This is a genomic window from Lentzea kristufekii (assembly GCF_033949925.1).
Taxonomy (GTDB): Bacteria; Actinomycetota; Actinomycetes; order Mycobacteriales; family Pseudonocardiaceae; genus Lentzea; species Lentzea kristufekii.
Map to the genome: position 1 here is coordinate 21,279 of NZ_JAXAVV010000030.1, position 21,387 is coordinate 42,665.

General features: G+C 69.5%; 23 protein-coding genes, 1 tRNA gene and 1 other RNA gene. 9 read left to right on the forward strand and 16 right to left on the reverse strand.

Annotated elements, in window-relative coordinates:
- Positions 1-37 precede the first annotated feature (37 nt).
- The 12 genes from SK571_RS39955 to SK571_RS40010 are packed head-to-tail and all read right to left on the reverse strand — an operon-like array spanning position 38 to position 11,182.
- Entirely contained in the window at positions 38-463 is a 426-nt protein-coding gene (locus tag SK571_RS39955) for an RICIN domain-containing protein (protein WP_319989321.1), read from the reverse strand.
- Positions 464-513: 50 nt separating this feature from the next.
- On the reverse strand, positions 514-1,275 hold the full coding sequence (locus SK571_RS39960) for a helical backbone metal receptor (RefSeq protein ID WP_319989322.1): 762 nt from the start codon (positions 1,273-1,275) through the stop codon (positions 514-516).
- Positions 1,275-1,940, reverse strand: a complete 666-nt coding sequence (gene npdG, locus SK571_RS39965) for an NADPH-dependent F420 reductase (protein ID WP_319989323.1) — start codon at positions 1,938-1,940, stop codon at positions 1,275-1,277. Before npdG ends, SK571_RS39960 begins: the two co-directional genes overlap by 1 nt.
- A 60-nt stretch (positions 1,941-2,000) precedes the next feature.
- Positions 2,001-3,410 (reverse strand): RNB domain-containing ribonuclease, encoded by a 1,410-nt coding sequence (locus SK571_RS39970; RefSeq protein WP_319989324.1) that lies wholly within the window; start codon positions 3,408-3,410, stop codon positions 2,001-2,003.
- A gap of 24 nt (positions 3,411-3,434) precedes the next feature.
- Positions 3,435-3,629 carry a hypothetical protein gene (locus SK571_RS39975; protein ID WP_253321378.1) on the reverse strand — a complete coding sequence of 65 codons (195 nt, stop codon included), beginning with the start codon at positions 3,627-3,629 and terminating at the stop codon, positions 3,435-3,437.
- Positions 3,626-4,099 (reverse strand): hypothetical protein, encoded by a 474-nt coding sequence (locus SK571_RS39980; protein WP_266041036.1) that lies wholly within the window; start codon positions 4,097-4,099, stop codon positions 3,626-3,628. Before SK571_RS39980 ends, SK571_RS39975 begins: the two co-directional genes overlap by 4 nt.
- Before the next feature lie 18 nt (positions 4,100-4,117).
- Complete coding sequence (locus tag SK571_RS39985) at positions 4,118-5,119, reverse strand: C40 family peptidase (protein WP_319989325.1); 1,002 nt, start codon at positions 5,117-5,119, stop codon at positions 4,118-4,120.
- Positions 5,120-5,122: 3 nt separating this feature from the next.
- A complete protein-coding gene (locus SK571_RS39990) occupies positions 5,123-5,719 on the reverse strand; it encodes a hypothetical protein (protein ID WP_319989326.1) in 597 nt (198 codons plus the stop codon).
- A gap of 12 nt (positions 5,720-5,731) precedes the next feature.
- The gene (locus SK571_RS39995) at positions 5,732-7,597 is read right to left on the reverse strand and encodes a hypothetical protein (protein WP_319989327.1); all 1,866 of its coding nucleotides are present in this window, start codon (positions 7,595-7,597) and stop codon (positions 5,732-5,734) included.
- Positions 7,594-10,449 carry an ATP-binding protein gene (locus SK571_RS40000; RefSeq protein WP_406602102.1) on the reverse strand — a complete coding sequence of 952 codons (2,856 nt, stop codon included), beginning with the start codon at positions 10,447-10,449 and terminating at the stop codon, positions 7,594-7,596. Before SK571_RS40000 ends, SK571_RS39995 begins: the two co-directional genes overlap by 4 nt.
- Entirely contained in the window at positions 10,424-10,900 is a 477-nt protein-coding gene (locus SK571_RS40005; protein ID WP_319989328.1) for a hypothetical protein, read from the reverse strand. The genes SK571_RS40000 and SK571_RS40005 overlap by 26 nt, the downstream gene beginning before the upstream one ends.
- Positions 10,901-10,903: 3 nt before the next feature.
- Positions 10,904-11,182, reverse strand: coding sequence for a hypothetical protein (locus tag SK571_RS40010; protein WP_053739245.1), 279 nt, complete (start codon positions 11,180-11,182; stop codon positions 10,904-10,906).
- Between the two features lie 425 nt (positions 11,183-11,607).
- On the opposite strand from SK571_RS40010, the gene SK571_RS40015 reads away from it, so the two are divergent.
- Positions 11,608-11,871, forward strand: coding sequence for a hypothetical protein (locus SK571_RS40015; RefSeq protein ID WP_266041030.1), 264 nt, complete (start codon positions 11,608-11,610; stop codon positions 11,869-11,871).
- A gap of 49 nt (positions 11,872-11,920) precedes the next feature.
- On the opposite strand, the gene SK571_RS40020 is transcribed toward SK571_RS40015, so the two are convergent.
- From SK571_RS40020 to rnpB, 3 genes are all read right to left on the reverse strand, one after another.
- The gene (locus SK571_RS40020) at positions 11,921-13,504 is read right to left on the reverse strand and encodes a DUF6345 domain-containing protein (RefSeq protein ID WP_319989329.1); all 1,584 of its coding nucleotides are present in this window, start codon (positions 13,502-13,504) and stop codon (positions 11,921-11,923) included.
- 155 nt (positions 13,505-13,659) lie between these two features.
- Positions 13,660-14,784, reverse strand: coding sequence for a threonine synthase (locus tag SK571_RS40025; RefSeq protein WP_319989330.1), 1,125 nt, complete (start codon positions 14,782-14,784; stop codon positions 13,660-13,662).
- A 17-nt stretch (positions 14,785-14,801) separates the two neighbouring features.
- Positions 14,802-15,193, reverse strand: an RNA gene (gene rnpB / locus SK571_RS40030) — RNase P RNA component class A.
- A 174-nt stretch (positions 15,194-15,367) separates the two neighbouring features.
- Between rnpB and SK571_RS40035 the strand changes: the two genes are divergently transcribed.
- The gene (locus SK571_RS40035) at positions 15,368-15,889 is read left to right on the forward strand and encodes an NAD(P)H-dependent oxidoreductase (protein WP_319989331.1); all 522 of its coding nucleotides are present in this window, start codon (positions 15,368-15,370) and stop codon (positions 15,887-15,889) included.
- 69 nt (positions 15,890-15,958) lie between these two features.
- On the opposite strand, the gene SK571_RS40040 is transcribed toward SK571_RS40035, so the two are convergent.
- On the reverse strand, positions 15,959-17,038 hold the full coding sequence (locus SK571_RS40040; RefSeq protein WP_319989384.1) for a bifunctional RNase H/acid phosphatase: 1,080 nt from the start codon (positions 17,036-17,038) through the stop codon (positions 15,959-15,961).
- Positions 17,039-17,104: 66 nt separating this feature from the next.
- Here SK571_RS40040 and SK571_RS40045 point away from each other — a divergent pair.
- The 7 genes from SK571_RS40045 to SK571_RS40075 all read left to right on the forward strand — a co-directional run bounded on the left by SK571_RS40045 (position 17,105) and on the right by SK571_RS40075 (position 21,308).
- A tRNA-Leu gene (locus SK571_RS40045) sits at positions 17,105-17,187 on the forward strand.
- Between the two features lie 182 nt (positions 17,188-17,369).
- Positions 17,370-18,011 (forward strand): RNA polymerase sigma factor, encoded by a 642-nt coding sequence (locus tag SK571_RS40050; protein ID WP_319989332.1) that lies wholly within the window; start codon positions 17,370-17,372, stop codon positions 18,009-18,011.
- Between the two features lie 34 nt (positions 18,012-18,045).
- Positions 18,046-18,702 carry a hypothetical protein gene (locus SK571_RS40055; protein WP_319989333.1) on the forward strand — a complete coding sequence of 219 codons (657 nt, stop codon included), beginning with the start codon at positions 18,046-18,048 and terminating at the stop codon, positions 18,700-18,702.
- A 125-nt stretch (positions 18,703-18,827) separates the two neighbouring features.
- Positions 18,828-19,097 (forward strand): hypothetical protein, encoded by a 270-nt coding sequence (locus SK571_RS40060; protein ID WP_319989334.1) that lies wholly within the window; start codon positions 18,828-18,830, stop codon positions 19,095-19,097.
- An 89-nt stretch (positions 19,098-19,186) separates the two neighbouring features.
- The gene (locus SK571_RS40065) at positions 19,187-20,086 is read left to right on the forward strand and encodes an NADP-dependent oxidoreductase (RefSeq protein ID WP_319989335.1); all 900 of its coding nucleotides are present in this window, start codon (positions 19,187-19,189) and stop codon (positions 20,084-20,086) included.
- 116 nt (positions 20,087-20,202) lie between these two features.
- On the forward strand, positions 20,203-20,430 hold the full coding sequence (locus SK571_RS40070; protein ID WP_319989336.1) for a hypothetical protein: 228 nt from the start codon (positions 20,203-20,205) through the stop codon (positions 20,428-20,430).
- An 80-nt stretch (positions 20,431-20,510) separates the two neighbouring features.
- Positions 20,511-21,308 (forward strand): alpha/beta fold hydrolase, encoded by a 798-nt coding sequence (locus SK571_RS40075; protein ID WP_319989337.1) that lies wholly within the window; start codon positions 20,511-20,513, stop codon positions 21,306-21,308.
- The last annotated feature ends 79 nt before the right edge of the window (positions 21,309-21,387 follow it).

Consider the following 21,387-nt stretch of genomic DNA (forward strand, 5'->3'; position numbering starts at 1 on the left):
AGCGTGAACTCGGCCGCCAACGGGCCGGGTCACGCCACTAACGGAGGCCGTTCCACTTCGAGCTGGAGGTGCTGCAGGTCGCGACCGTCACCTGCGCGGTGAGGCACTTGCCGGTGCCGACGTTGCGGAACTGGAACGAGCTCCCCGTCGGCACCCGGCGCCACCGCTGGCCGGCGCTCGAGGTGCAGGCCTGGCCGACCACGTCACCGGCGGCGGTCGCACCGAGACACCTGTCGGTGGCGATGTTGTGCGGCCAGTCGACCCCACCGCTGATCGGGACGAGCCAGCGCTGGTCGTCGGAGAGTTCGTTGCACGGCTTCAGAACGACGTCGGTGCGCACGTCGGCGAGGCAGCGGGTGCTGCCGGCGAGCTGGTAGACGACGACGGGGTCGGCGCTGGCAGGGACGGCGGTGAGCGTGACGGTGGCGGCGGCTGTCGCGATGATCGCGGCTAGTTTCCCCATGGCCGAGAATCCTGGCAGCGCACGGGGTTCCGCGAATCCACCCGTGGTTGTCAACCCTGGCCGTAGTCCAGTGACCTCTCCAGGGCAGGCTTTGCTTCTACGAGCGAAGGCCCGTACCAGGTCAGGTGTCTGCCGTTGACGAGCGCGTAGGGCAGGCCCGGGAAGCTCTCCGGGCCGTCCTCGTGGGTGAACACGTACGGCTCGTCGGGCAGGATCACCAGGTCGGGGCGCTTGTCGTTGAGCTCGTCGAGGCTCGGACGCGGGTAGCGCTCGTCGTGCGTCGCGTAGACGTTCTCGATTCCCAGGCGCCGCAACACATCGGTGGCGAAGGTATCGCGGCCGACGACCACCCACGGGCGGCGCCAGACCGGGATCAACGCGGTGAGCTTCGCGGGTTTCGTGTCGCGCCACAGCTCTTCGGCCTCGGTCAGCCACTCGGGCACGAGGTCCCAGCCGAGCGCGAAGAGCCTTCTGAGCGACTCCAACGCCATCGGGACCGTCTTCGGCGCCTCGGTCACCCAGACGTTGACGCCGTTGGCGCGCAACCGGTCGACGTCCTCGGCGCGGTTCTCCTCGGAGTTCGCGATCACGAGGTCTGGTTGCAGCGCCAGGACCTCGTCGACGTCCGGGTACTTCGAACCACCGACGCGGGCCACGTCGAGATCAGCCGGGTGGGTGCAGTAGTCCGTTGCGCCGACCAGGGATCCGGGCACGGTCGCCGCGACGGCCTCGGTGATCGACGGCACCAGGCTGACCACCCGTCGAGGCTGGTCCAGCGCCACCGGCTCACCGAGGTCGTCGACGGGGAGCATCAGACTCCCGTGATCTTCAGGCCGGCGTGGGTCTTGTACCGGCGGTTGACCGCGATGAGGTTCGCGGTGAACGCCTCGACCTGGTGGGCGTTGCGCAGCCTGCCGCCGTAGACGCCGCGGAAGCCGGGCACGAGCTCGGCCAGTTCCCGGACGGTGTCGGTGGCCTCGCGGTCGTCGCCCAGCACCAGGACGTCCATGTCCACTTCGGGCACGGTCAGGTCGGCGAGCAGCACGGCGGACACGTGGTGGAACGCGGCGGTGACCCTGGACTCCGGCAGGAGGAGCTCGGCCTGCTGCGCCGCGCTGCCCTCGGTGACCGGCAGCGCGAACGGACCCTGCTTGTCGAAGCCGAGGGGGTTCACGCAGTCGATGACGATCTTCCCGGCCAGCTGGTCGCGCAGGCTGGCGAGCAGGTCTCCGTGCCCGTCCCACGGCACCGCGACCAGCACGACGTCGGAGTCGGCTGCGCAGTCGGTGTTGTCCGCGCCCCGGACGTCGCCGCCCGCGATCTCGACGATCTCCTTGGCCGCCAGCTCGGCCCGGTCGGCGCTGCGGGAGCCGATGATCACCTTGAGGCCCGCCTTGGCCCAGCGGATGGCGAGGCCCTTGCCCTGGGCTCCGGTGCCGCCCAGGACGCCGACGGTGAGGTCACGAATGTCTGTCACCCCTGCATCTTCACACGACCTGCCGGACGCGGGCTGCCCAACGTGACCTTCGCCCGCTTCTCAGCGCGCGTGCTCGAAGCGCACCCGGCGTTCGACCGGGTCCGCCTCGGTCAGGCGCACGCGGATCCGTTCGCCTTCCGGGAGCCGCTTTCCCGCGCACTTGGCGAGGATCGGCGGCGCGGACACGAACACCTCGGCCTCGTTGTCACCGGACCGCAGCACGACGGCGTCGAACTCCTGGCCGACGCGTCCGGCCAGCACCCACGCCTCGGCCTGGTCCAGTGACGCCCGCTCCACCTTCGAGGCGAGGGAGTCGGACGACCCCATCAGCGACGGCAGCTGCGGCAGGGCCTCGGCCAGCCAGGACGGCAGCTCCTGCCCGGCCGTGACCGCCAGGCAGACCTCGGTGGCGAAGCGGTCGACCAGGCGGCGCAGGGGTGCGGTGACGTGGGTGTACGGGGCCGCCACACCCGCGTGCGTCACGAGTTCGGGAACGGACCCGTTGAACGCCGAGTAGCCCGCACCGCGCAGCAGCCGCGTGGCGTCGGTGAACAACGCCAGCGACTCCGGCCGGGAAGCGTCCAGACCGGCCAGGAACGCACCCGGCGACAGGTCCGCGGGCCACGCCACCTTCAGCGCCGCCGCGGACTTGCGCAGGGTGGCCACGGCAGCGGCGTCCGGGTCGGGCAGCGTGCGCAGGACGCCCACGCGGGCCTCCAGCATGATCGACGCGGCGGCCATGCCGGTCATCAGCGAGATCTCCGCGTTCCACGAGTCCACCTCGGCACGTGGCCGGGTGACCAGCTGCCAGCCCTCGCCGTCGGACTCGATCTCCTGCTCGGGCAGCTGCAGCTCGATCGCACCTCGCTGAAGAGCCAGTGCCCGCCGCAACGGCCCGAACTCGGCCAGCGCCGCCACCGACGGGTGCGGATCACCCGCGTCGAACGACTTCTGCACCGACTCGTAGTCGAACTGGGCCGTCGACCGCACCATCGCCCGGCGCACCTCGACAGCCGCGGGAACGCCGTCGGCGCCGCAGGTGAACGTCCACAGCACCGCGGGACGCACGACGCCGGGCAGCAGCGACGCCGCACCCTCGGAGAGCACGGTGGGGTGCAGCGGCACGTTGCCGTCGGGCAGGTAGAGGGTCTGACCGCGACGCCGGACCTCCAGGTCCAGCGGGCCGCCGGGCGTCACGAACAGGCCCAGGTCGGCGATCGCGTAGTGCACGACGAAGCCGTCACCGGACTTCAGGACGCACAGCGCCTGGTCCAGGTCCTTGGCGCCGGGCGGGTCGATCGTCACCAGGGGCAGCGAGGTGAGGTCGGGGCGGTCTCCCGGGGAACGGGAGACCGCCGCCTCTGCCTCGGCGAGCACGGCCGCGTCGAAGGAAGAGGGCAGACCGAACTCGGTGCGGATGCCGTCGAAGGACACGTCCGCACGGCCCGTGCGGATCACCAGGGAAGCCACCCGCACAGACTAAGTACCGAGAACTCAGTCCTCGTCGTCGCCGCGCCACTTCTTGTCGGACTCGTCCGCTGCCTTGGTCCGTTCGCGGGCGATCTCCAGTGCACGAGCCGCGGTGGCCTCGTCCGGGTACGGGCCCATCCGGTCCGGGCCCTTGCAGCCCTTGCCGTGCTCCACCGTCTGGTGGGTCAGGCAGAAGTACCAACCGCTGCTGTCACTCATACGCGTTCGCCTCCCAAAGGCGCCGGGAATCCCCGCGGCGGCGTGGACTGGTTGGCGTTGGCGTACTCCGACGGGATCGGGTCCAAACACGAGACCAGCACCGTGCGGTCCTCGGCGTTCTCGATCTTACGTCCGGAACGGTCCCGGTAGACGAGAGAGCCGTCGGAGTCGATCTCCATGATGGCGCCGACCTCGGCCAGCTGTTCCTCGTCGAGGTCGGCGAGCTTCTCGTAGCGCGACGGCACCACCCGGTACACCGGCCACTTCAGGTGGCCGTAGGTGCGGTGGAAGTCCGCGAGCAGGTGCACGAGGTGCTGCTGGAACGGCAGCGGCATGGCCTCGGCCAGAGCCCGTGGGATCACCACGTAGTCGGCAGAGACCCCCGGTGCTCCGGCCGCCATGTAGTCACGCACTGGTGTGCTCGACGCGGGCGGTCCGGAGGGCCTCGGGATGGGGTCGTGGTTGAACATGGAGCGCCTCCCCGCGATCTACACGCCCGGCCGGACGGCCAGCGGCATCAACTCGTAATAGTCCCAGTTGACCTTGCTGATCTTCACGACATCACCCGTCTGGGGGGCGTGGATGTACTCGTCGCCACCGAGGTACATGGCCACGTGGTGCACCGTACGGGGATTCGACGTGTCGGTCGCCCAGAAGATCAGGTCGCCTGCCTGGGCGTCGCGCACCGGGAGGTGGGCGCCGCCCTTCTCGTACTGGTCGTTCGCGACGCGCGGGATGCTCACACCGGCCGCGCCGAACGCCTTCACCAGGATGCCGGAGCAGTCCCACGCGTCCGGGCCGTTGCCGCCCCACAGGTACGGCTCGCCCAGCTGTTCCTTGGTGAACCCGATCGCGATGCCCGCCGCGTTCGACGCCAGCAGGAACTCCCCCGCGCCCGAGCCGCAGCCCGCCGGGTCGGTGATCGCGCCCAGCTCGCCGAGCAGGAACGCCGCCATGGACTCCCAGTTGTGGTACCGGTCCGGGTACGCCGACCGCTCCACCGCCTGCGCCGAGTCACCGGGACGCCTGTTCTCCCAGTCCGGCACCTTGAGCAGCACGTCGTAGAACTTGTTGATCGCGTACGTCGGGTCGATCACCTGGGCCTCGGTGCCCCAGCCCATCGACGGACGCATCTGGAAGATGCCGAGCGAGTCGCGGTCGCCGTAGTCCAGCGGGCGCAGGCCCGACTCGGTCATGCCGGCCTGGATCGCGATCTGCCACGCGAGCGGGGGCAGCTTGCGCTCCTGGCCGATGGAGATGATGCGCGCGACGATGTTGCGCTGCTCCTCGTTGAGGCGCGACGCGTCGTGGCGGCCCTTGTCACCGTTGCCCGAGTCCCACGGGCCGATGGCCGCGTTGCAGCTCAGCCGCATCATGTTCGCGCCGGCAGCGGGGTTCGTGGAATTGCTGACGACCTGCGACACGCCTGACGTCGTGACCGCGATCACTACGATCATCGCCAGCGCCCCGATCAGCAACATCACGCGCATGGCTCAGTCCACCTTCGTGTAGCTGTTCACTCGCCACTTGCCGTCCGGTGCCTTGACCAGCGTGATGCGCACCTTGCCGAGGTCCGTGGGGACCTCGAAGTCGATCGACGACGTCGTCGACTTCACCGCCTTGACCTTGTCGGTGAGCTTGTCCGGCACGTTCCGCGGGTCGATCGTGGCCATCTGAGCGAGGAACTCGGGGGTCGTGTACTCCTCGAGCTGCTTGAGCCACTTGTTGACGTCGTTGTTCGGCGGCGGCTTGACCCAGGTCTCGGCCCACAGCTCGGCGATCAGCTGCGCGTCGGCGGCAGGTGGCGCCGCCTTCGCGGAGTTGCTCGGCGGCGGCAGCTTGGTCGGCAGCGAGGCACCGCTGCCCGGCAGCTGGCCGACCTGGGTGCCCTGCGACGACGTCGACGGCTGACCGGCCGCCGACGGATCCACGGGCTTGCGGTCGAGCACCCTCGGGATGATCACACCGAGCGCGACGACGAGTGCCACGAAGATGATGATCGAGGCGGCCAGGTGCCGCGGGGAACGCAGCGGCCATCCCCACAGCCTGCGGTAGACCGCGGCGCGGCCGCGGTTGGTACGGATCGGCACCTACGCCTCCCTTCAGTTGTCCCTGACTTCGAAGCCGCGCGACGGCCGGTAGATCACGTGCACTGGACGCCCTGCCACCACTTCTGTCTCTGCTCTGCGAGGTTCCTGCACCGGCGCGGAGTAGGCGCCCGACCGCGACGGCACGAGCACCGCGTCGTCGACCCTGTCCCACTGCCTGTCGGTGACCGTGGGGCTGTCCACCACGCGCGACCGGGCGGCCGGCAACGCCGCCGGACCCGATCCCGCGGGCAGCGCGCCCGCCCGCACCGACGAGGAGTCGCCACCGCTGACGATCTGGCCCGGCACGGAGTCGCGGTCGAGCCGCTGCGCCGTCGCCATGACCGGGTTGGACGCCTCCGGGCGCACCCGGCCGCGGCCGCGCTGCGGCACCTCGTCGCCGTCGGTCTCGTTCTCCCGCACGGACTCCCAGAACTCGTCCTGCGGCGTCGGGCCCGCCTGCTTCTTGCGGCCCGTCATCTTCGACCAGACGCCGCCGCTCATCGGCAGGACGTTGCTCGCCGAGCCGACGGACATCTCGACCATCTGCCACATGCGGCGCAACGGTTTGCCGATCACGAAGCACACGAGTGTCAGCATCAGGCCGAGCAACGTGCGCGTCAGCAACGAGAGCCCGGTCGCGTTGAAGATCGCCTGCAGCAGCAACGCGTGCACACCCGCGAGGACCGCGAGGATCAGCACGTTGAAGATCGTCACGGCGGCCGCGCGCGCGACCTTGCGCAGCAGGTCGTGGTGCAGCAACGCGACCAGGCCGATCAGCGGCCCGGCGAGCGTCAGGATGCGCAGCAGCAGCTGGGCGAGCAGCACCGCGGCCTTCGCGAACAGCTGGAACAGCGAGAACGCGATGGACTGCAGCAGAGCCAGGAAACCGGCGCCGGTGCGGCTGCCGTCGACACCGTCGAAGTAGCCCTTGGCGGTACCGAGCTGGGCTTCGAGGGCCTTCCACTCGGCCTTCTTGGCGTCCAGGGCGGCCTGGTCGGCGTCCTTGCCCTCGGCGATCTCGGCCGTGGTCCACGCCTGCGCCTTGAGGATCCGCGGGCCGTACTCGGCGGCCTGCGGTGCCTCGGGCGTGCCGAACGCGCCGCGCAGCCAGCTCTGGTAGACGACGGCGTCGTGCAGTTTCGTCGGTAGTACGTGGAGCGTGCCTTGTTCTTCAGGCGCCTCGATGAACCCCGCCTGGATCTCCGAGGTCTTGGAGACCAGTGTGTTGTCGAGGAGGTTGTAGAACTGCGGCAAGGCCAATGTGGACGTTGCCAGCCACATGGCCGCGAGCGCCCAGAGCCCGCGTTTGGAGATCGCGGCGAAGTCGCCGGTCCAGATCTGCCGGAACATCAGGATCGCGAGGAGCAACGCCACCAGGCCGAACCAGCGCAGGTAGACGTTGTCGTAGACCTTCTGCACGCCGTTCTTCACGGCGTCGTCCAGCGGAACCAGCAGACCGCGGCCCATCACCGTGTAGTGCAACGCGTTCGTGGCACCGACGATGTTCTTGCCGATGCTGAAGAGCTCGTTGCCCGCCCACGTGTCGAGCGTGGCGTTGGCGTCCGGCAGGACACCGCACTTGGCCTGGTAGTTGTGCCAGACCATGCCCGCGTAGCCGTAGTCGAGGTACGGCGAGCCGGGCAGGCCGTTGCCGACGGGCGGGTCGAGCGCGCCGACCATGCCGGCGCCGGGCCGTTCCGGGTTCGGTGCCTCGCCACAGGATTGGGCGTGCGCCATCGGGGCACCCATGACCACCTGCAACGCCAGGATGGCCGCGACGAGGCCGACCGACCTGGTGCGTGCTGACGCGCGCAGCGCGAACCGCCGCCTTGCCCAGAGCAAGGCGGCGATCGCGAGCACGATCGTCAGCGCCGTCATGCGCCGCCGTCCCGGTGGCGGTTGGTGCCGTCACCGTGGCCCACCAGCTGGGCCTCTTCCTCCGTCAGGCCTAGTTCCATGTCCGCCGCCAGTTCGTCGTCGATCTCGTCGGGCACGTAGGCGGGCGACATCGGGGCCTCGTCGTCCGTCGGCACGAGTTCGCCCTTGCCGTTGTCGCGCTTGGCATCGGGGGTCGTGTCGAGGGCGTTGCGCAGGTGTTCCAGGTGCGGGCCGCTGAAGTCGATGCGGATCCGCTCCACGCCACCGGCGCCGTCGCCGAAGATGAACTGCCGCGGCGCGCGGTCGCGTTCGGTCGCGTTGCGCTCGCCACCGGGGCGGCGGCCGAGCGAGGCGATGACCTGCTCGTACCCGGCGCCGATCGGCACCTTGAGCAGCCGCAGCGCGTCCGCCTGCGCCGAGTCGTCGTCGAGCCGCCCGACGAAGACCGAGTCGAGCAGCGTCACGAAGCCCTGGATCTTCAGGAAGTCGGCGGGGATCTGCGACGACAGCAGCACGCGGACGTTCCACTTTCGCGAGTCACGCGCGAAGCGGTTCATCAGCACGCGGCCGGTCGGGACCTCGGAGAGGAAGAACGCCTCGTCGATCCAGACGCCCTTGCGCTGGTCCTTCGGCTTCTCGTAGATCGAGCGCTGGGTGAGCCAGGCTGCGAGGTTCAGCATCTCGACGCCGAGCGACTCCGCGTCCGTCCAGTGCTCGCGGCCGACGCCGTCCTTGGGCAGGTTGAGGCCCGCCATGGTGAGGACGGTGAGGCGGTCGTCGCGCACCTCGTTGTACGGGTCGAGGTTCTCCTCGGGGATCAGCAACGACATGCGCTCGCGCATCTCGTCGAGGAAGTCCGCGACGACGACGGCGTGCTCGTGGTGCTCGGACGCGTCCCGGCGCAGCGCCTCGAAGACGAGACCGGGGTGGGCGTCGAAGCGGCCACCGACCGTGCGGACCGCACGCAGCAGCACGATGCGCGTCTGCGGCAGGCGCGCGACCTCGTACGGCAGCAGGCCGGTGAGCACGTCCAGCACCAGACGGCGGCGGGTGGCGGCCGCGAGGGCCTTCTCCCGGCGCCAGGCCCGTTCCGGGTCGTCCTCGTCGAGGAAGTGCTCGATCAGCGGCTCGGCGACCACCCGGTACGGGTTGAGGATGCCGGGCTGGGCGTTGAGCAGGTTGATCGGACGCGCGTAGGGCCGCAGCTCCGGCAGTTCGCACAGCGCGGACAGCGGACCGGACGGGTCGAGCAGCGTCCAGTGCGCGCCGGCCCGCAGGGTCTTGTAGACCATGCCGCCGCCGAGGAACGACTTGCCGGCACCCAGGCCCGCGACCATCGCCGTCAGGCCCGATGCGTCACGGAGCTCCTGCGCCATCCACGGGTCCCACGCGACCGGGCGGCGGGTGGCCGTGACGGTCTCGCCCAGCAGGATTCCGCGCCGGTCGCCGACCTCGGCCGTGGCCGTGGGGACGGCGGACGCTGCCCACAGCACGCTGCCGCGCCGCAGGTACGCGCCGCTGGACAGCGGCTCGCCCGGGATGAACTCGCGGGCGATCGCGTACTGGGCCTCGGGGTGCTCGATCGCGACCTTCGGCTTGTACAGCTCCAGCAGCGACTGGGCCAGGCGCAGGGCCTCGCGCTCGGTCGGGCCGGAGACGGCGAGGCGCCACCACGAGCGGACCCGGGTGCCGAGCGCGGTGAAGCCCGACGTCATCTCGTCGTCGATCTCCAGCACGCGGCCGGCCTGGCGGGCCAGCGACTGCGGCGGTTCCAGCTCGTGCTCGTCGGTGTAGTGGCGGACCTGCGAGCGGACCTTGCTCATCTGCCGCGACAGCTCACCCGAGACCTCTTCGGGTTTGCGCACGTAGATGCGGGCGGACCACTCGACGGAGGCCGGCAGCCGGTCCGCGCGCTGCACCCACGGGTCGTCGACCTCGGGGATCTGCAGGCCGTGCATGAGGCCGACCGTCAGGACCGCGACGTGCCGCTTGATGCCCGCGTTGGAGCCGGTGCGGCCGCGCACGGTCACCGTCGGCGAGTAGGGCTCCTGGTGGAAGTCCGCGGCGTCGGTGAACGACGCCAGGTCCTCCGGTTCCCACGCGGCACCGGGCACGGCGGGCATGTTGCGCGGCGCGGGCAGGCCCAGCGAGCACGACCTGTGCATCAGCCAGGACATCTCCTCGGCCGTCGCGGGACGCCCTTCGAGACCGGCGGACCCGATGACCTGGTCGAGGTGCTCGACCTCGGAGTCGAGCGCCACGAGCTCGGCGTCGACGGCGTCCGGGAAGACCTTGCGCAGCACGGGGGCCGCGCGTTCGACCGCGCGGTCCATCATGTTGCGGGTCTGCACCTGAACGCCCAGGTAGACCTCTTTCTCCGCCATCGAGCGACCCATGAGCTGCTGCTGCTCGCCGACCATGTAGTCGTCGAACGACAGCGTGCCGGGGGTGTCCGGCAGGCGCTTGACGGCGTTGTGCACGTGCGCCTCGGCCCACATGCGGATGGGGTACGGCCGCGTGGTCACCCGCAGGTGCATCCAGCGGCCCTGCAGCTCGGCGTACTGCCCGGCGATGGCGGCGATCAGGTCCTGGCGCTGCGAGTCGCTGCGGAACGACCAGCGCTGCGGCGCGAGCCGGTACCAGGCGTAGACCTCCTGGCCGGTGCGCAGCAGGTGACCGTCGATGCTCCTGGCGGAGATCGACGGCGTGTAGCTCGGCACGGCCTGCTCGCCGGGCAGGCGGCGGCCACGCTTCGAATAGGCGGCCCGGTCGCGGTCGCGGGGGTCGGCCGCGGCGTGCTGGGCGATGTGCTGGGCGGAGCGACGGTCACGGTCTCGCCGGCGTCCGAACACCGCGAACCTCCTTCTTACGGCTGTCTGACGTCCGGCGGGGCTGGGCCTGCTGTCTCGCCCGTCGTTGTTGTTTCTTGGTCAACTTGGGACGAGGCCGCTGCGGACTGACCCGGATCCGGGCGGCGCTGGCCGCCCCGCCGGTGCTGGCCGTGCGCTCTCGAGGTGCGGTGAGCTCGCGGACCCACATCGACATGACGGCCGTGAGGGGCCGTTCATGGCTGATCCGCTGGGTGATGAACCGGGTGAGGATGATCGTCGCGACGAGGGCCCACGCGGTCGAGAAGAACCCGAACCCGATGCCCATCTGGCGCTCGATCGTGAGTACGACGAGGAAGACGACGATCCCGACGCCCCACGCGACGTATCGCGCGCGCCAGGGAAAAGTCGCTTTGGGCGGACCGAGCCAGACGGCGTCGACCCGGTAGACCTCGTCGTCGGTGCGGACCCGCACGGATCAGCCTCCGACGAACAAGCCGGCGAGCCACTTGCCGATGTTCGCCCCCGCGTCTGTCGTGACCGCGAGACCGATGATGGCCAGTGCGACGATCACACCACCGAGGCGGCGCATGACGCCCGCGTTGTCGCCTTTGCCTCCGCCGAGCCAGAGCAGCAGGAGTGCGACCGTCAGCAGCAGCAGTGGAACGATGTTGCCCAGGATCCAGTCACGGACGTTGCTTGTGCCCGGCACCGTCGGCTGCTGCTGAGCGAGTGTCACCAGGTCCATGGCGGTCATTTCTTACTCCAGAGTGCGCTGGGGCTTGCGCTACGAGTAGAACACGAGTTCGTCACGACGTGTGGGGCTGTTGCTGCGGGGTGTAGATCATCTGGCCGTTCCCCCTGGGAGGAATTACGTCTAATCTGGCCGACACATCATCACTGAGGAGACGTCAGTGGGGAACACCGGGCTCGAGATTCTCTCCGTCGCTGGCAAGGTTCACCCGACTGCGAACGCCCTGGTCACCCACAGTGCGTGCGTCTTAAACATGCGCACGTGTACAACCATGTGAATGCGCTGACCGGCCGGTTCGCGACCCGTTCGACCAGCACTGCGGGCGTGGTCCGGAGCGACGACTCCGAGGAGATTCGCCCATGCTCGAACCTGACCTCGTGCCGGACGGAAGTGTGGACGGAATCACAGCCTCCCCTAGTGCTCCAGGCGTGGACGAGCCTACCGGGCAGAGCACGCAATCCCGGCGCCGGGTCCAAAGGACGATCAACTTCGACAGGTCGGTGCTGGAGCGGGCACGTGCGGCGGCGACCTACCTCGCCTCCTACGAGCCCCAGGCCGGGGTGCGATCGCTGGCCGACATCGTGAATCCCGCGGTGCTGGCCTACGTCACCGAGTTGGAGGATCTCTACAACGACGGGGAGCCGTTCCGGCCGGTGCTGCGGATGCCTTCGGGGCGCCCGGCGAACCGGTGAAGCCCGGCGACCGCGAGGTCACCGGGCTTCGTCGAGGGTTCGGCTGCTGCTAGGAGGCGCCGGAGATCCGCCAGAACAGGCCGGTCGAGGCGTAGTCGGAGCCGACGGAGCCCTTGCCCCAGAAGTAGTCGTTGTAGTTGCCGAGCGCACCCGTCGAGGTGACGGGGCCCATGCTCGCCCAGCGGACGGACGCCGGCTGGGTGTCGATGCTGGCCTGCGCCCACGCGTCGCGGACCTTCATCGGGTTGTTCCACCACAGGAACGGCGAGCGCCACATGTAGTGACCGAACTTGCCGCCGTGGTTGGCCGAGTTGTAGCTGACGGTCGTGAAGCTGTTGATCTGGTGCAGGCCGCGGAAGGCCTGGCCCCAGCGCTGCGCCCAGCTCTGGCCGCCGGTGCTGTCCTCGAGGACGAGGCAGGTGAACAGGCTCATCCACTCGACGTCGTTCTGACCCCAGCGCGCGTCGGTGTTCGCGAGCTTGTTGTCGGTGTGGTTGGAGCAGCCGGTGAAGTAGAAGCCGGTGCCGGAGCCGTGGCCCTGCCAGTAGGTGAGGTCGACGTCGTCGGCCCAGTTCGTGTCGTCACCGCCGGCGAACATCGGGTCCTTGAAGTCGCTCTCCCACGCGTTGCCGTCGAGCCAGCTGAAGTCGCGGGTGATGCCGTGGTTGCTCGCCTCGGTGTTGAACGTGCCGATGTTGGCGGCGGTGTTCGGCAGGCCGGAGCAGTTGCCGGTCCCCTCGCTGCCGACCTGGGTACCGATCCCCTGGCTCCCCAACTGGGTGTCCGGGCGGGGCTCCTGGCCCGGTCCCGGCTGCGGCAGCTCGGCGCCGACCGCGGCGGGCAGGGTGATGGCCTGCGGTGCGCCACCGTCGTCGTTGCGACCGGCGCAGCGGAACGAAGGCTCGATCCTGTCGACCTTGTCCTCCAGCGGCGGGGCCACGTAGACGTAGCTCACCTCGGGCTTGACCGAGGCGCCCAGGTACTTCTGGCACAGCTCGGCGCCGTACGCGAGGTCGTTCACCTTGACCGTGCCGGCCTTGTCGTAGGTACGGGCCGCGTGGCTGACGGCCGTCACGCCCTGCGCGTCGAACGAGACGCGGATGTTCGCGCCCTCGCCCTCCAGCGGAAGACCGTCGAGCTGGAACGTGTACGAGACGCTCGTGTCGAGGTTCGCCGTGAGTGCGTTGCGCCCGTTGACGTCTGATAGCTCGAACGTCGTGTGCTGCGCGCTGGGCGTTGCGTTGCCCGGCAGCACACCCGCTGCCCTCAGGCCTTCCTGCGCGCGCTTGGCGGCCTCTTCGACGGGGATGGTCTTGATGCGCTTGATCGCCTCGGTGTCGAGAGCGGTCTGTGTGGTGGCGTTGCCGTCCTCGTCCGGCCTGCCCTGTCCTTTGTCGACGGTGGGCAGGTACTGGTAGCGCTGCTCGTCCGCGAAGGACACCGCGCCGGACTCGGATCTCTGGACGTCCTTGAGGCCGAACGCCCGTTGCAGCTTCTGCGCCTGCTCCTGGTCGAGACCGGAGCTCTTCACGCCGTAGACGGGTAACTCCGCGGTGTCCGCGGTCGCGACCCCGACGGCTCCAGCGGTGACGAGGCTGGACAGGGCCAGCACCACCGTCAGCTTGCGTTGCATGTCTCTTCCCTCCCTTGGGGACGGCCGGCTGCAGGGGCCGGCCGTCTGACAGGAGGATCTGGCGTCGTTCGCGGTGATACCGAGGGTGGCCAGTTCCGGCGGGCGCGCCACTCGAACGGCCGAAATTCTGTAACACCCTTGGGGCAGTGCGGGATCTAGAGGCGGACAGTTGGGTACTTGATGCCCGCTCCGGTGTTCAGCACGACCACTTCGTCGTCCGCCGAAAGCCAGCCGTCCTCGCGCAACGCCCGGACCGCACTGATCGTCGCGGCACCTTCCGGGCAGAGGAACACGCCTTCGAGACGGGCGCATTCGGCGCGGTCGGCGGCGATCTGCTCGTCGGTCACCGCCAGTGCCGTACCGCCGGTCTCCCTGATGGCCCGCAGGATGATGAAGTCCCCCAGCGGTTTCGGCACGTTGATGCCGAACGCGCTGGTGTAGGCATCGTGCCAGAAGGCCGATTCCGCCTCCCCCGCCTCGAACGCCCGGACGATCGGCGCGCACCCGGTGGACTGGACGGCGACGAGCCGCGGCAGGTCGCCGGAGATCCAGCCGAGCTCGCGCATCTCCAGCAGTGCCTTGTGAATCCCGATCAGACCGACCCCGCCGCCGGTCGGGTAGACGATCACGTCGGGGACGCGCCAGCCGAGCTGCTCGACGATCTCGTAGCCCATCGTCTTCTTGCCCTCGATGCGGTACGGCTCGCGGAGCGTGGAGGCGTCGAAGAGGTCGACGTCCGCGATGGCCTTGCCGGCGTCGGCGATGGTGCCCGGCACGATCCGCAGTTCGGCGCCGCTCGCCTCGACCTCCTCGCGGGTGATCAGCGGGGCGTCCTCGGGCATCGCGATGACGCTGCGGATGCCGGCGCGGGCCGCGTACAGGGCCCAGGCCGCGCCCGCGTTGCCGTTGGTCGGCATCTTGATGCCCTCGATGCCGAGCTCCTTCGCCCTCGCCACGCCGACGGCCGCGCCTCGGGCCTTGAAGGAGCCGGTCGGGATGAGCGACTCGTCCTTCATCAGCACGGTCGCGTCCAGCGCCCGGCTCAGCGCGGGCAACGGCACGAGCGGCGTCATGCCCTCGCCGAGGCTGAACGCCGGGTCCGGGTCGCGGACCGGGAGGACGTCGCGATAGCGCCACAGCGAGTTCTCGGTCGTCGGGCGGGCTACGCGCGTGAGGTCGTAGCGGGCCAGCAACGGCGAGGCGCACTCGTGGCAGAGGTTCTGGACCGCGTCGGCGTCGTGTTCGCGGCCGCAGCGGGCGCATTCCAGATGCGAGAGCATGACTTCATGCATACAGGCGGATGAGCCGGCATGTAAGCCGGATCCTGTTCATGGGACCGAGGTCCCAGTCGGCGGCCATCCATCTGGGCCTGCCGTTGCCGACAGGCTCTAGCGGCCTACCCGCGAGCATCGGGCGGGCAGCCCTCGAACGCTCGCGCAGCACCTTCACTTGCGATCCGGTGCCCTCTTGGCCTTGCTCCGGGTGGGGTTTACCTAGCCGCCCCAGTCACCTGGGGCGCTGGTGGTCTCTTACACCACCGTTTCACCCTTACCGCGGCTTTCGCCTCGGCGGTCTGTTCTCTGTGGCACTGTCCCGAGGGTCGCCCCTGGTTGCCGTTAACAACCACCCTGCCCTGTGGAGTCCGGACTTTCCTCGACAGTCTCCTGCCGCGGCCGCCCTGCCGACTCATCCGCTCTCCGAGGATATCCCAGCCGCTGGAACCGGTTGTCCACCGGTGCGGACGTTGGTTGACTTCAGCCATGACACGACGTCGCCACGTCGACTACGGCCGCGTGGCAGCAAGCCTGTGTTGCCGCCTCTGAGTGCGTTCTTCGTAGCCGCGAACTCAGGGAGTGCCTTGTCATGTCCGATCTGCTGATCATCTCCGGTGCACCGTCCCACTCCGCGCCGACCGGTGTCGTCGTGTCGTTCGTGGAGGAACAGCTGCGGGCCGCCGGGCACCGCGTGTCGTTGCTCGACGTGCGCTCCCTGCCCACGTTGTCGCTGCTCACCGAGGACCTGCGGGACCCGGAGATCGCCGCGGCCGTGAGCGGCGTGCTGGCCGCGGACGGCCTCGTGGTCGCCTCGCCGGTGTACCGCGCGGCGTACAGCGGGCTGGTGAAGGCGCTGCTCGACCTGCTGCCGAAGAAGGCGTTGCGCGGGCGTGCGGTGCTGCCGCTGGCGACGGGCGGCAGCCAGGGCTTCCTGGTGGCGATGGACTACGCGCTGCACCCGTTGCTCGCGGCCAAGGGCGCGGACCAGGTCGTGTGCGGTGAGTTCGTGCTGGACCAGAACGTCGGCACACCTTCCTCGGCTGCGGCTCTGGAAGCCGCGACCGACCGGTTCACCACGGCGCTGACGCCTCGGCTGCGCAAGGTCAGCTGACACTTGCTCCTCCCTGGGACGCTGCTCCGGGGAAGACCGATGGTGAGACCGCTCCACATCGCGCTGACCTCAGCCGAGGTGCGAGGTGTCGTTGACGAGCTTCACCGACGCGTGCCCGTCCGGGTAGAACTCGGCGATCGACACCCCGGTCAGGTCGAGGTGCATCCGGAACAGGAACTGCGGCCCGACGTCCAGCGCCTGGCGGAGCAACGTCTTGATCGGCGTGACGTGGCTGACCAGCACCAGCGTCTTGCCGCCGTACCGCGCGATGATGTCCGTGCGCGCCTTGCGAACCCGCGCGTGCACCTCGTCGAAGCTCTCGCCGTTCGGCGGCTTCACGGACGTGTCGCCCAGCCACCTGCGGTGCACCTCGGGGTCCTGCTTGCTCGCCTCGGCGAACGTCAGCCCCTCCCACGCGCCGAAGTCCGTCTCGATGAGCCCTTGGTGCGTGACGACCTCGAGCCCGATCTTGTCCGCGAGTTTCCGGGCGGTCTGCTGCGCCCTCTGCAGCGGTGACGAGATGACGCCCGCGATGCCGTCCATCTTGGACAGTCGCGCCGCGGCCTTCTCTGCCTGCTCCAGCCCGAGGTCCGTCAGCGGGTGGTCGCCCCGCCCCGAGTAACGCCGGTCGACCGACAGCTTCGTCTGCCCGTGCCGCAGCAGGATCAGCCGCGTGGGCTCGCCCGCCGCACCACTCCAGTGCGGCTGCTTGGCACCTTCGGCCTCTTGGGGCTCCTGGTTCGCTTGGGGTTTGGCCTCGTCGTCCATGGCCTCGTTCGCGAGCCTGTCCGCCTGCCGGTTGCGCTCACGCGGGATCCACTCGTACGTGATCTTCTGGAAGTCGCGCGCGACCTCCTGCGCCTCCCTGGCGAGGGGCTGCATCGAGGGGTGCTTGATCTTCCAGCGCCCGGACATCTGCTCGACGACGAGCTTGGAGTCCATCCGCACGTCGACGGTCTCGGCGTTCAGCTCCCTGGCCGCCCTGAGCCCGGCGATGAGCCCCTGGTACTCGGCCACGTTGTTGGTGGCGACGCCGATGAAACCCTTGCGCTCGGCCAGCGTCTCACCGCTGAGCTTGTCGCGCACGACCGCGCCGTACCCGGCCGGACCGGGGTTGCCCCGGGAGCCGCCATCAGCCTCGACGATCACCTTCACGGGGCCGATCGTAGCCCCGCGTTCAGGCCCCTCCGGACGCCCTGTATTCTGTTCACATCAGTCTGGGTGGCGGAATGGCAGACGCGCTAGCTTGAGGTGCTAGTGCCCGAAAGGGCGTGGGGGTTCAAGTCCCCCCTCGGACACTGAAGATGATCAAGCAAATGAGGTCACCGACAAGGTGGCCTCATTTGCTTTGTCGTACGTCCGCTCGATCCGAGTGCACCCGCTGACCTGCGCGGAGCGGACGATCCACAGTGGACGTGCACGCCTCCACCCGGACAGCGCAGACTTGGCATGAGACGAATAGTCGTTCAGGATGCCGCGCGTGCAGAGTGCGGCGAGGTTCGGCGACAGCGGTGAGATCCCCGGTGTCGCGTGGTCGATGCGCCGCGCGAGCCCAGGAAACTCCTCCGGGGAAACGGTCCTCGCGGCAGCGCGCCGAGGTGACGAGGACGCCTTCCGCGCCCTCTACCGGGACATCCAGCCGAAGCTGCTGCGGTACCTCCAGGTGCTGGTCGGAGCCGATGCCGAGGACGTGGCGTCCGATGCCTGGCTGCAGATCGCGCGGGACCTGGGATCGTTCCGCGGGGACCTCGACGGGTTCCGCGGCTGGGCGACCACGATCGCCCGCAACCGCGCGATGGACCACCTCCGCCGTCAGCAGCGCCGGCCGGTCGTGCACGGGACCGTCGAGGACGTCGCCGAGCCCGCTGGGCCGGAGGACACGGCTCAGGCGGCGCTGGACTCCGCGGCGACCGACGCCGCGCTGGCCATGATCGCCAGGCTGCCGCGGGACCAGGCCGAGGCCGTGCTGTTGCGGGTGGTCGTCGGGCTGGACGCGAAGGCCGCGGCCAAGGTGCTCGGCAAGCGGGCCGGTGCCGTGCGCACCGCGGCGCACCGTGGCCTGCGGGCGCTGGCCGAGCACCTCGCTACAACGCCCCCACCAGGGCCGACATCGTCGGAGTGACAAAAAACCGGGCCCTGACGCTGAAGGACATGAGATGAGCACCCACCGTTCCCGTCGCATCGACCGGCGCACCGCGGAGCAGCTGCTGCGCAACGCGCCCGGACGGCAGCCGGTCGCCGGACGCGACCGGCTGAGCGACCTGCTCGCGGCGGCGGGTGCGCCTGCCCGCGACCAGGAGCTGGCCGGTGAGCAGGCCGCCATGGCGGCGTTCCGCGACGCTCGTCTCGCTACCGCCCCTCAGCGATGGAGACCCCGGATGCTCAAGGCCGCACTGGCGAACCTGCTCGCTGTGAAGATCGCCGGTGTCACGGTGCTGGCCGCCGGCGGCATCGCGCTGGCCGCCGCGGCGGGCACGCTGCCCGGTCAGCAGCGCGAGGAACCGACCATGCCCGCCGGTACGAACGTCGTCAGCACGACGTCCGCCACCACCACGGCCGCGAAGCCGAAGGGGCCGGAGCAGAAGCCGGACAACAGCGCCTCTCCCTCACCGTCGCTCAAGGGCCTGTGCCAGGCCTACACGGCGGGCGCGGGCTCGGAACACGGCAAGTCGCACGACAACCCGGCGTTCAGCGCCTTGATCACGGCCGCGGGCGGCGCCGAACGGGTGCCCGGCTTCTGCGCCGACCTGCTCGGCGAGAAGCCCGGCAAGTCCGACCACGCGCCTGGCAAACCCACTCGCTCGAACCGCTGACGCGCCACGACATCCGGGCGACCTGACTGCCCCCTCACCGGGTCGCCCGTTCCGGACGGGCGGCGGCCTGTGCCCCACGCCGCCGCTCGTCCACCCTTTTCCGCCGCCCAGAAGTGGAGGAGCCCGTGACCGACGCCTGTCCGCACGCTTTGTCCGCCGGCAGCTACCTCCTCGGCCTGCTCACCGCCGAGGAGACCCAAGAGTTCCGGCAACACAGCACGAGGTGCTCGCACTGCCAGGGGGAGCTCGTGGACTTGATGCCCGGCGCCCTTTACCTCCAGGAGCTCAGAGCGGACATCCTCGCGGCCGGGCGGCGCCCGTGCACGGACCGGCCCTTCCTCTCCACGGTCGTGGCACGCGAACCGAGATGGATTGCCGGCTGCGGCACGTACTGACCTCGGCTGACGCGCCGGAAGTCGCGTCCGGGGTCACACTGGTTGCCGCCCAGCTGGGGGGAATCCCTTCGGCCGAAAGGCAGACCGCCATGCGTGCAGTTCGTTTCCACGAGTTCGGCGACCCGCACGTCCTCACCGTCGAGGACGCCCCCGCTCCGCACGCCGGGCCCGGAGAGATCCGGATCAGGGTCCAGGCCGCAAGTGTGAACCCGATCGACTGGAAGATCCGGGCCGGCTACATGTCCGAGATCATGCCGACCACGTTCCCCGCCATCACCGGGAGCGACGCGACCGGCGTCGTCGACGAGATCGGCGAGGGCGTCACCGGTGTCAAGTCCGGTGACCGGGTGTTCGGCCTGGGGCAGGGCACCACCGCTGAACACGCGGTGCTCGCCGCCTGGGCTCCCGTGCCCAGCACCTGGACGGTGGAGCAGGCCGCCGCGGCGGGCCTCGTCTCCGCCACCGCCATCGCCGCCCTCAACGCCCTCGGTGACCTCGCCGGCAAGACCGTGCTCGTCGAGGGTGCCGCCGGCGGTGTCGGTTCCGCCGCGGTGCAGATCGCCGCCGCCCGCGGCGCCACGGTGATCGGCACCGCGAGCAAGGCCAACCACGACTTCCTCCGCGAACTCGGCGCGACACCCGTCACCTACGGCGAAGGCCTGGCCGAGCGGGTCACCGCGGTCGCCCCGGCCGGGGTCGACGCCGCGCTGGACACCGCCGGCTCCGGCTCGCTCGCCGACATCGTCGCCCTCGTCGGCGACGCCTCTCGCGTCGTGACCGTGGCCGACTTCGGCGCCGCCGCCCTCGGCGTCGCGATCATCGCGGGCAACACGAACGCCGCCGTCAACCTCGCGGACGCCTTCCGGCTCGGGGAGGCCAGGGCTTACACCCCGCGGGTGCAGGCCGGCTACCCGCTGGAGAAGGCCACCGACGCACACACCTACGTCCAGGGCGGTCACACCCAAGGCAAGGTCCTCATCACTCTGTGACAGGCCTGTGCGGACCACGCGGGCGAATAGTGCGCGACTTCGTGCTTGGACACGGACAACGCCGAAAGGGCGGATGCTCACGCCGAGCATCCGCCCTTCGCGTTGCAGGTCCCGACATGATCAAGGCGGCCCCGGACCTGCTGGAGATCACCTCCGCGACACTCCCCGGCGCACGGCTGGACGACGCCTTCGCCACGGCCGACGCGCAGCCAGTCACCAGGTCAGTCGTGGTCGGCGGCCATCGCCGAGGCGATAGTGCACTCCTTGTTCCAACGGTCGTTCGCGAAGCTGTTCCCGCTTGCAGTCAGCCGTTTGTGATTGTCCTGTCTGTTCTGCAGGTGTAACGATCACCACTCCCTGCATCGAATAGCTGTGTACGTGGCGTGAGCAAGAGGCTCGCCGCGCGTCAGCATCGAGGGGACGCATGGCTCACATCGTCGGTATCCACGGCATCTGGAATAACCGATCTGCGCGCGCGCAAATGCACGAGGAGTGGCTTGCTGCGATCACCAGGGGCTTGAAGAACGTCCGCAGTGCGCACACCGACACTCTCACGTTCGAGAGCGCCTTCTACGGCCACGAGTACAACGACGGCAAGGCGAGCGACGACCCCCACTACACCGAGGCCGATCTCGACGAGGGATTCGAAACCGAGTTCGCCGAGGCGATGGCGGCGACGCTGCCGGACGAGACCGATGGGCACAAGGGCGGTCGGGACGCCCTCATCCGGCTGGTCAACTGCGACCTGGCCGAAGGCGTGATGTCGAGACTCGTCGGTTTCATCAAGCAGGTTCGCCGTTACCTGGAAGACGACGAATTCCGCAGGCTGGTGCACGCCGAGGTCAGCAACGCCATGGAGACCCGTCCGCAAGTCGTCATCGGTCACTCGCTCGGCTCGGTCATCGCCTACGACTGGTTGCAGCGCAACCGGCCTGACGAGCCGCCGGCGCTGATCACGATCGGCTCACCACTCGGGTACGAGACCATCCGCAAGCAGTTGCACCAGCCGATGGACCGCTCGCGCTGGCCCGACGGAGCACGTACCTGGACGAACATCGCCGCCGGCTTGGACCCGGTCGCCCTCGTGAAGGACCTGGCACCACTGTTCCACCCGGACATCGAGGACCTGCCGTGCACCAACCGGCTCCCCAATCCGCATTCGGCTCTCCAGTACCTGGACAACGTCTGGACCTCCAAACGCATTGACAAGGCGCTGTCGTGACCGGTGCGTACTTCTGTCTGTCCGGCGTCGCGAACTACGATCACGTCACCGATCTCAAGAACCTCACCAAGGTCCCACA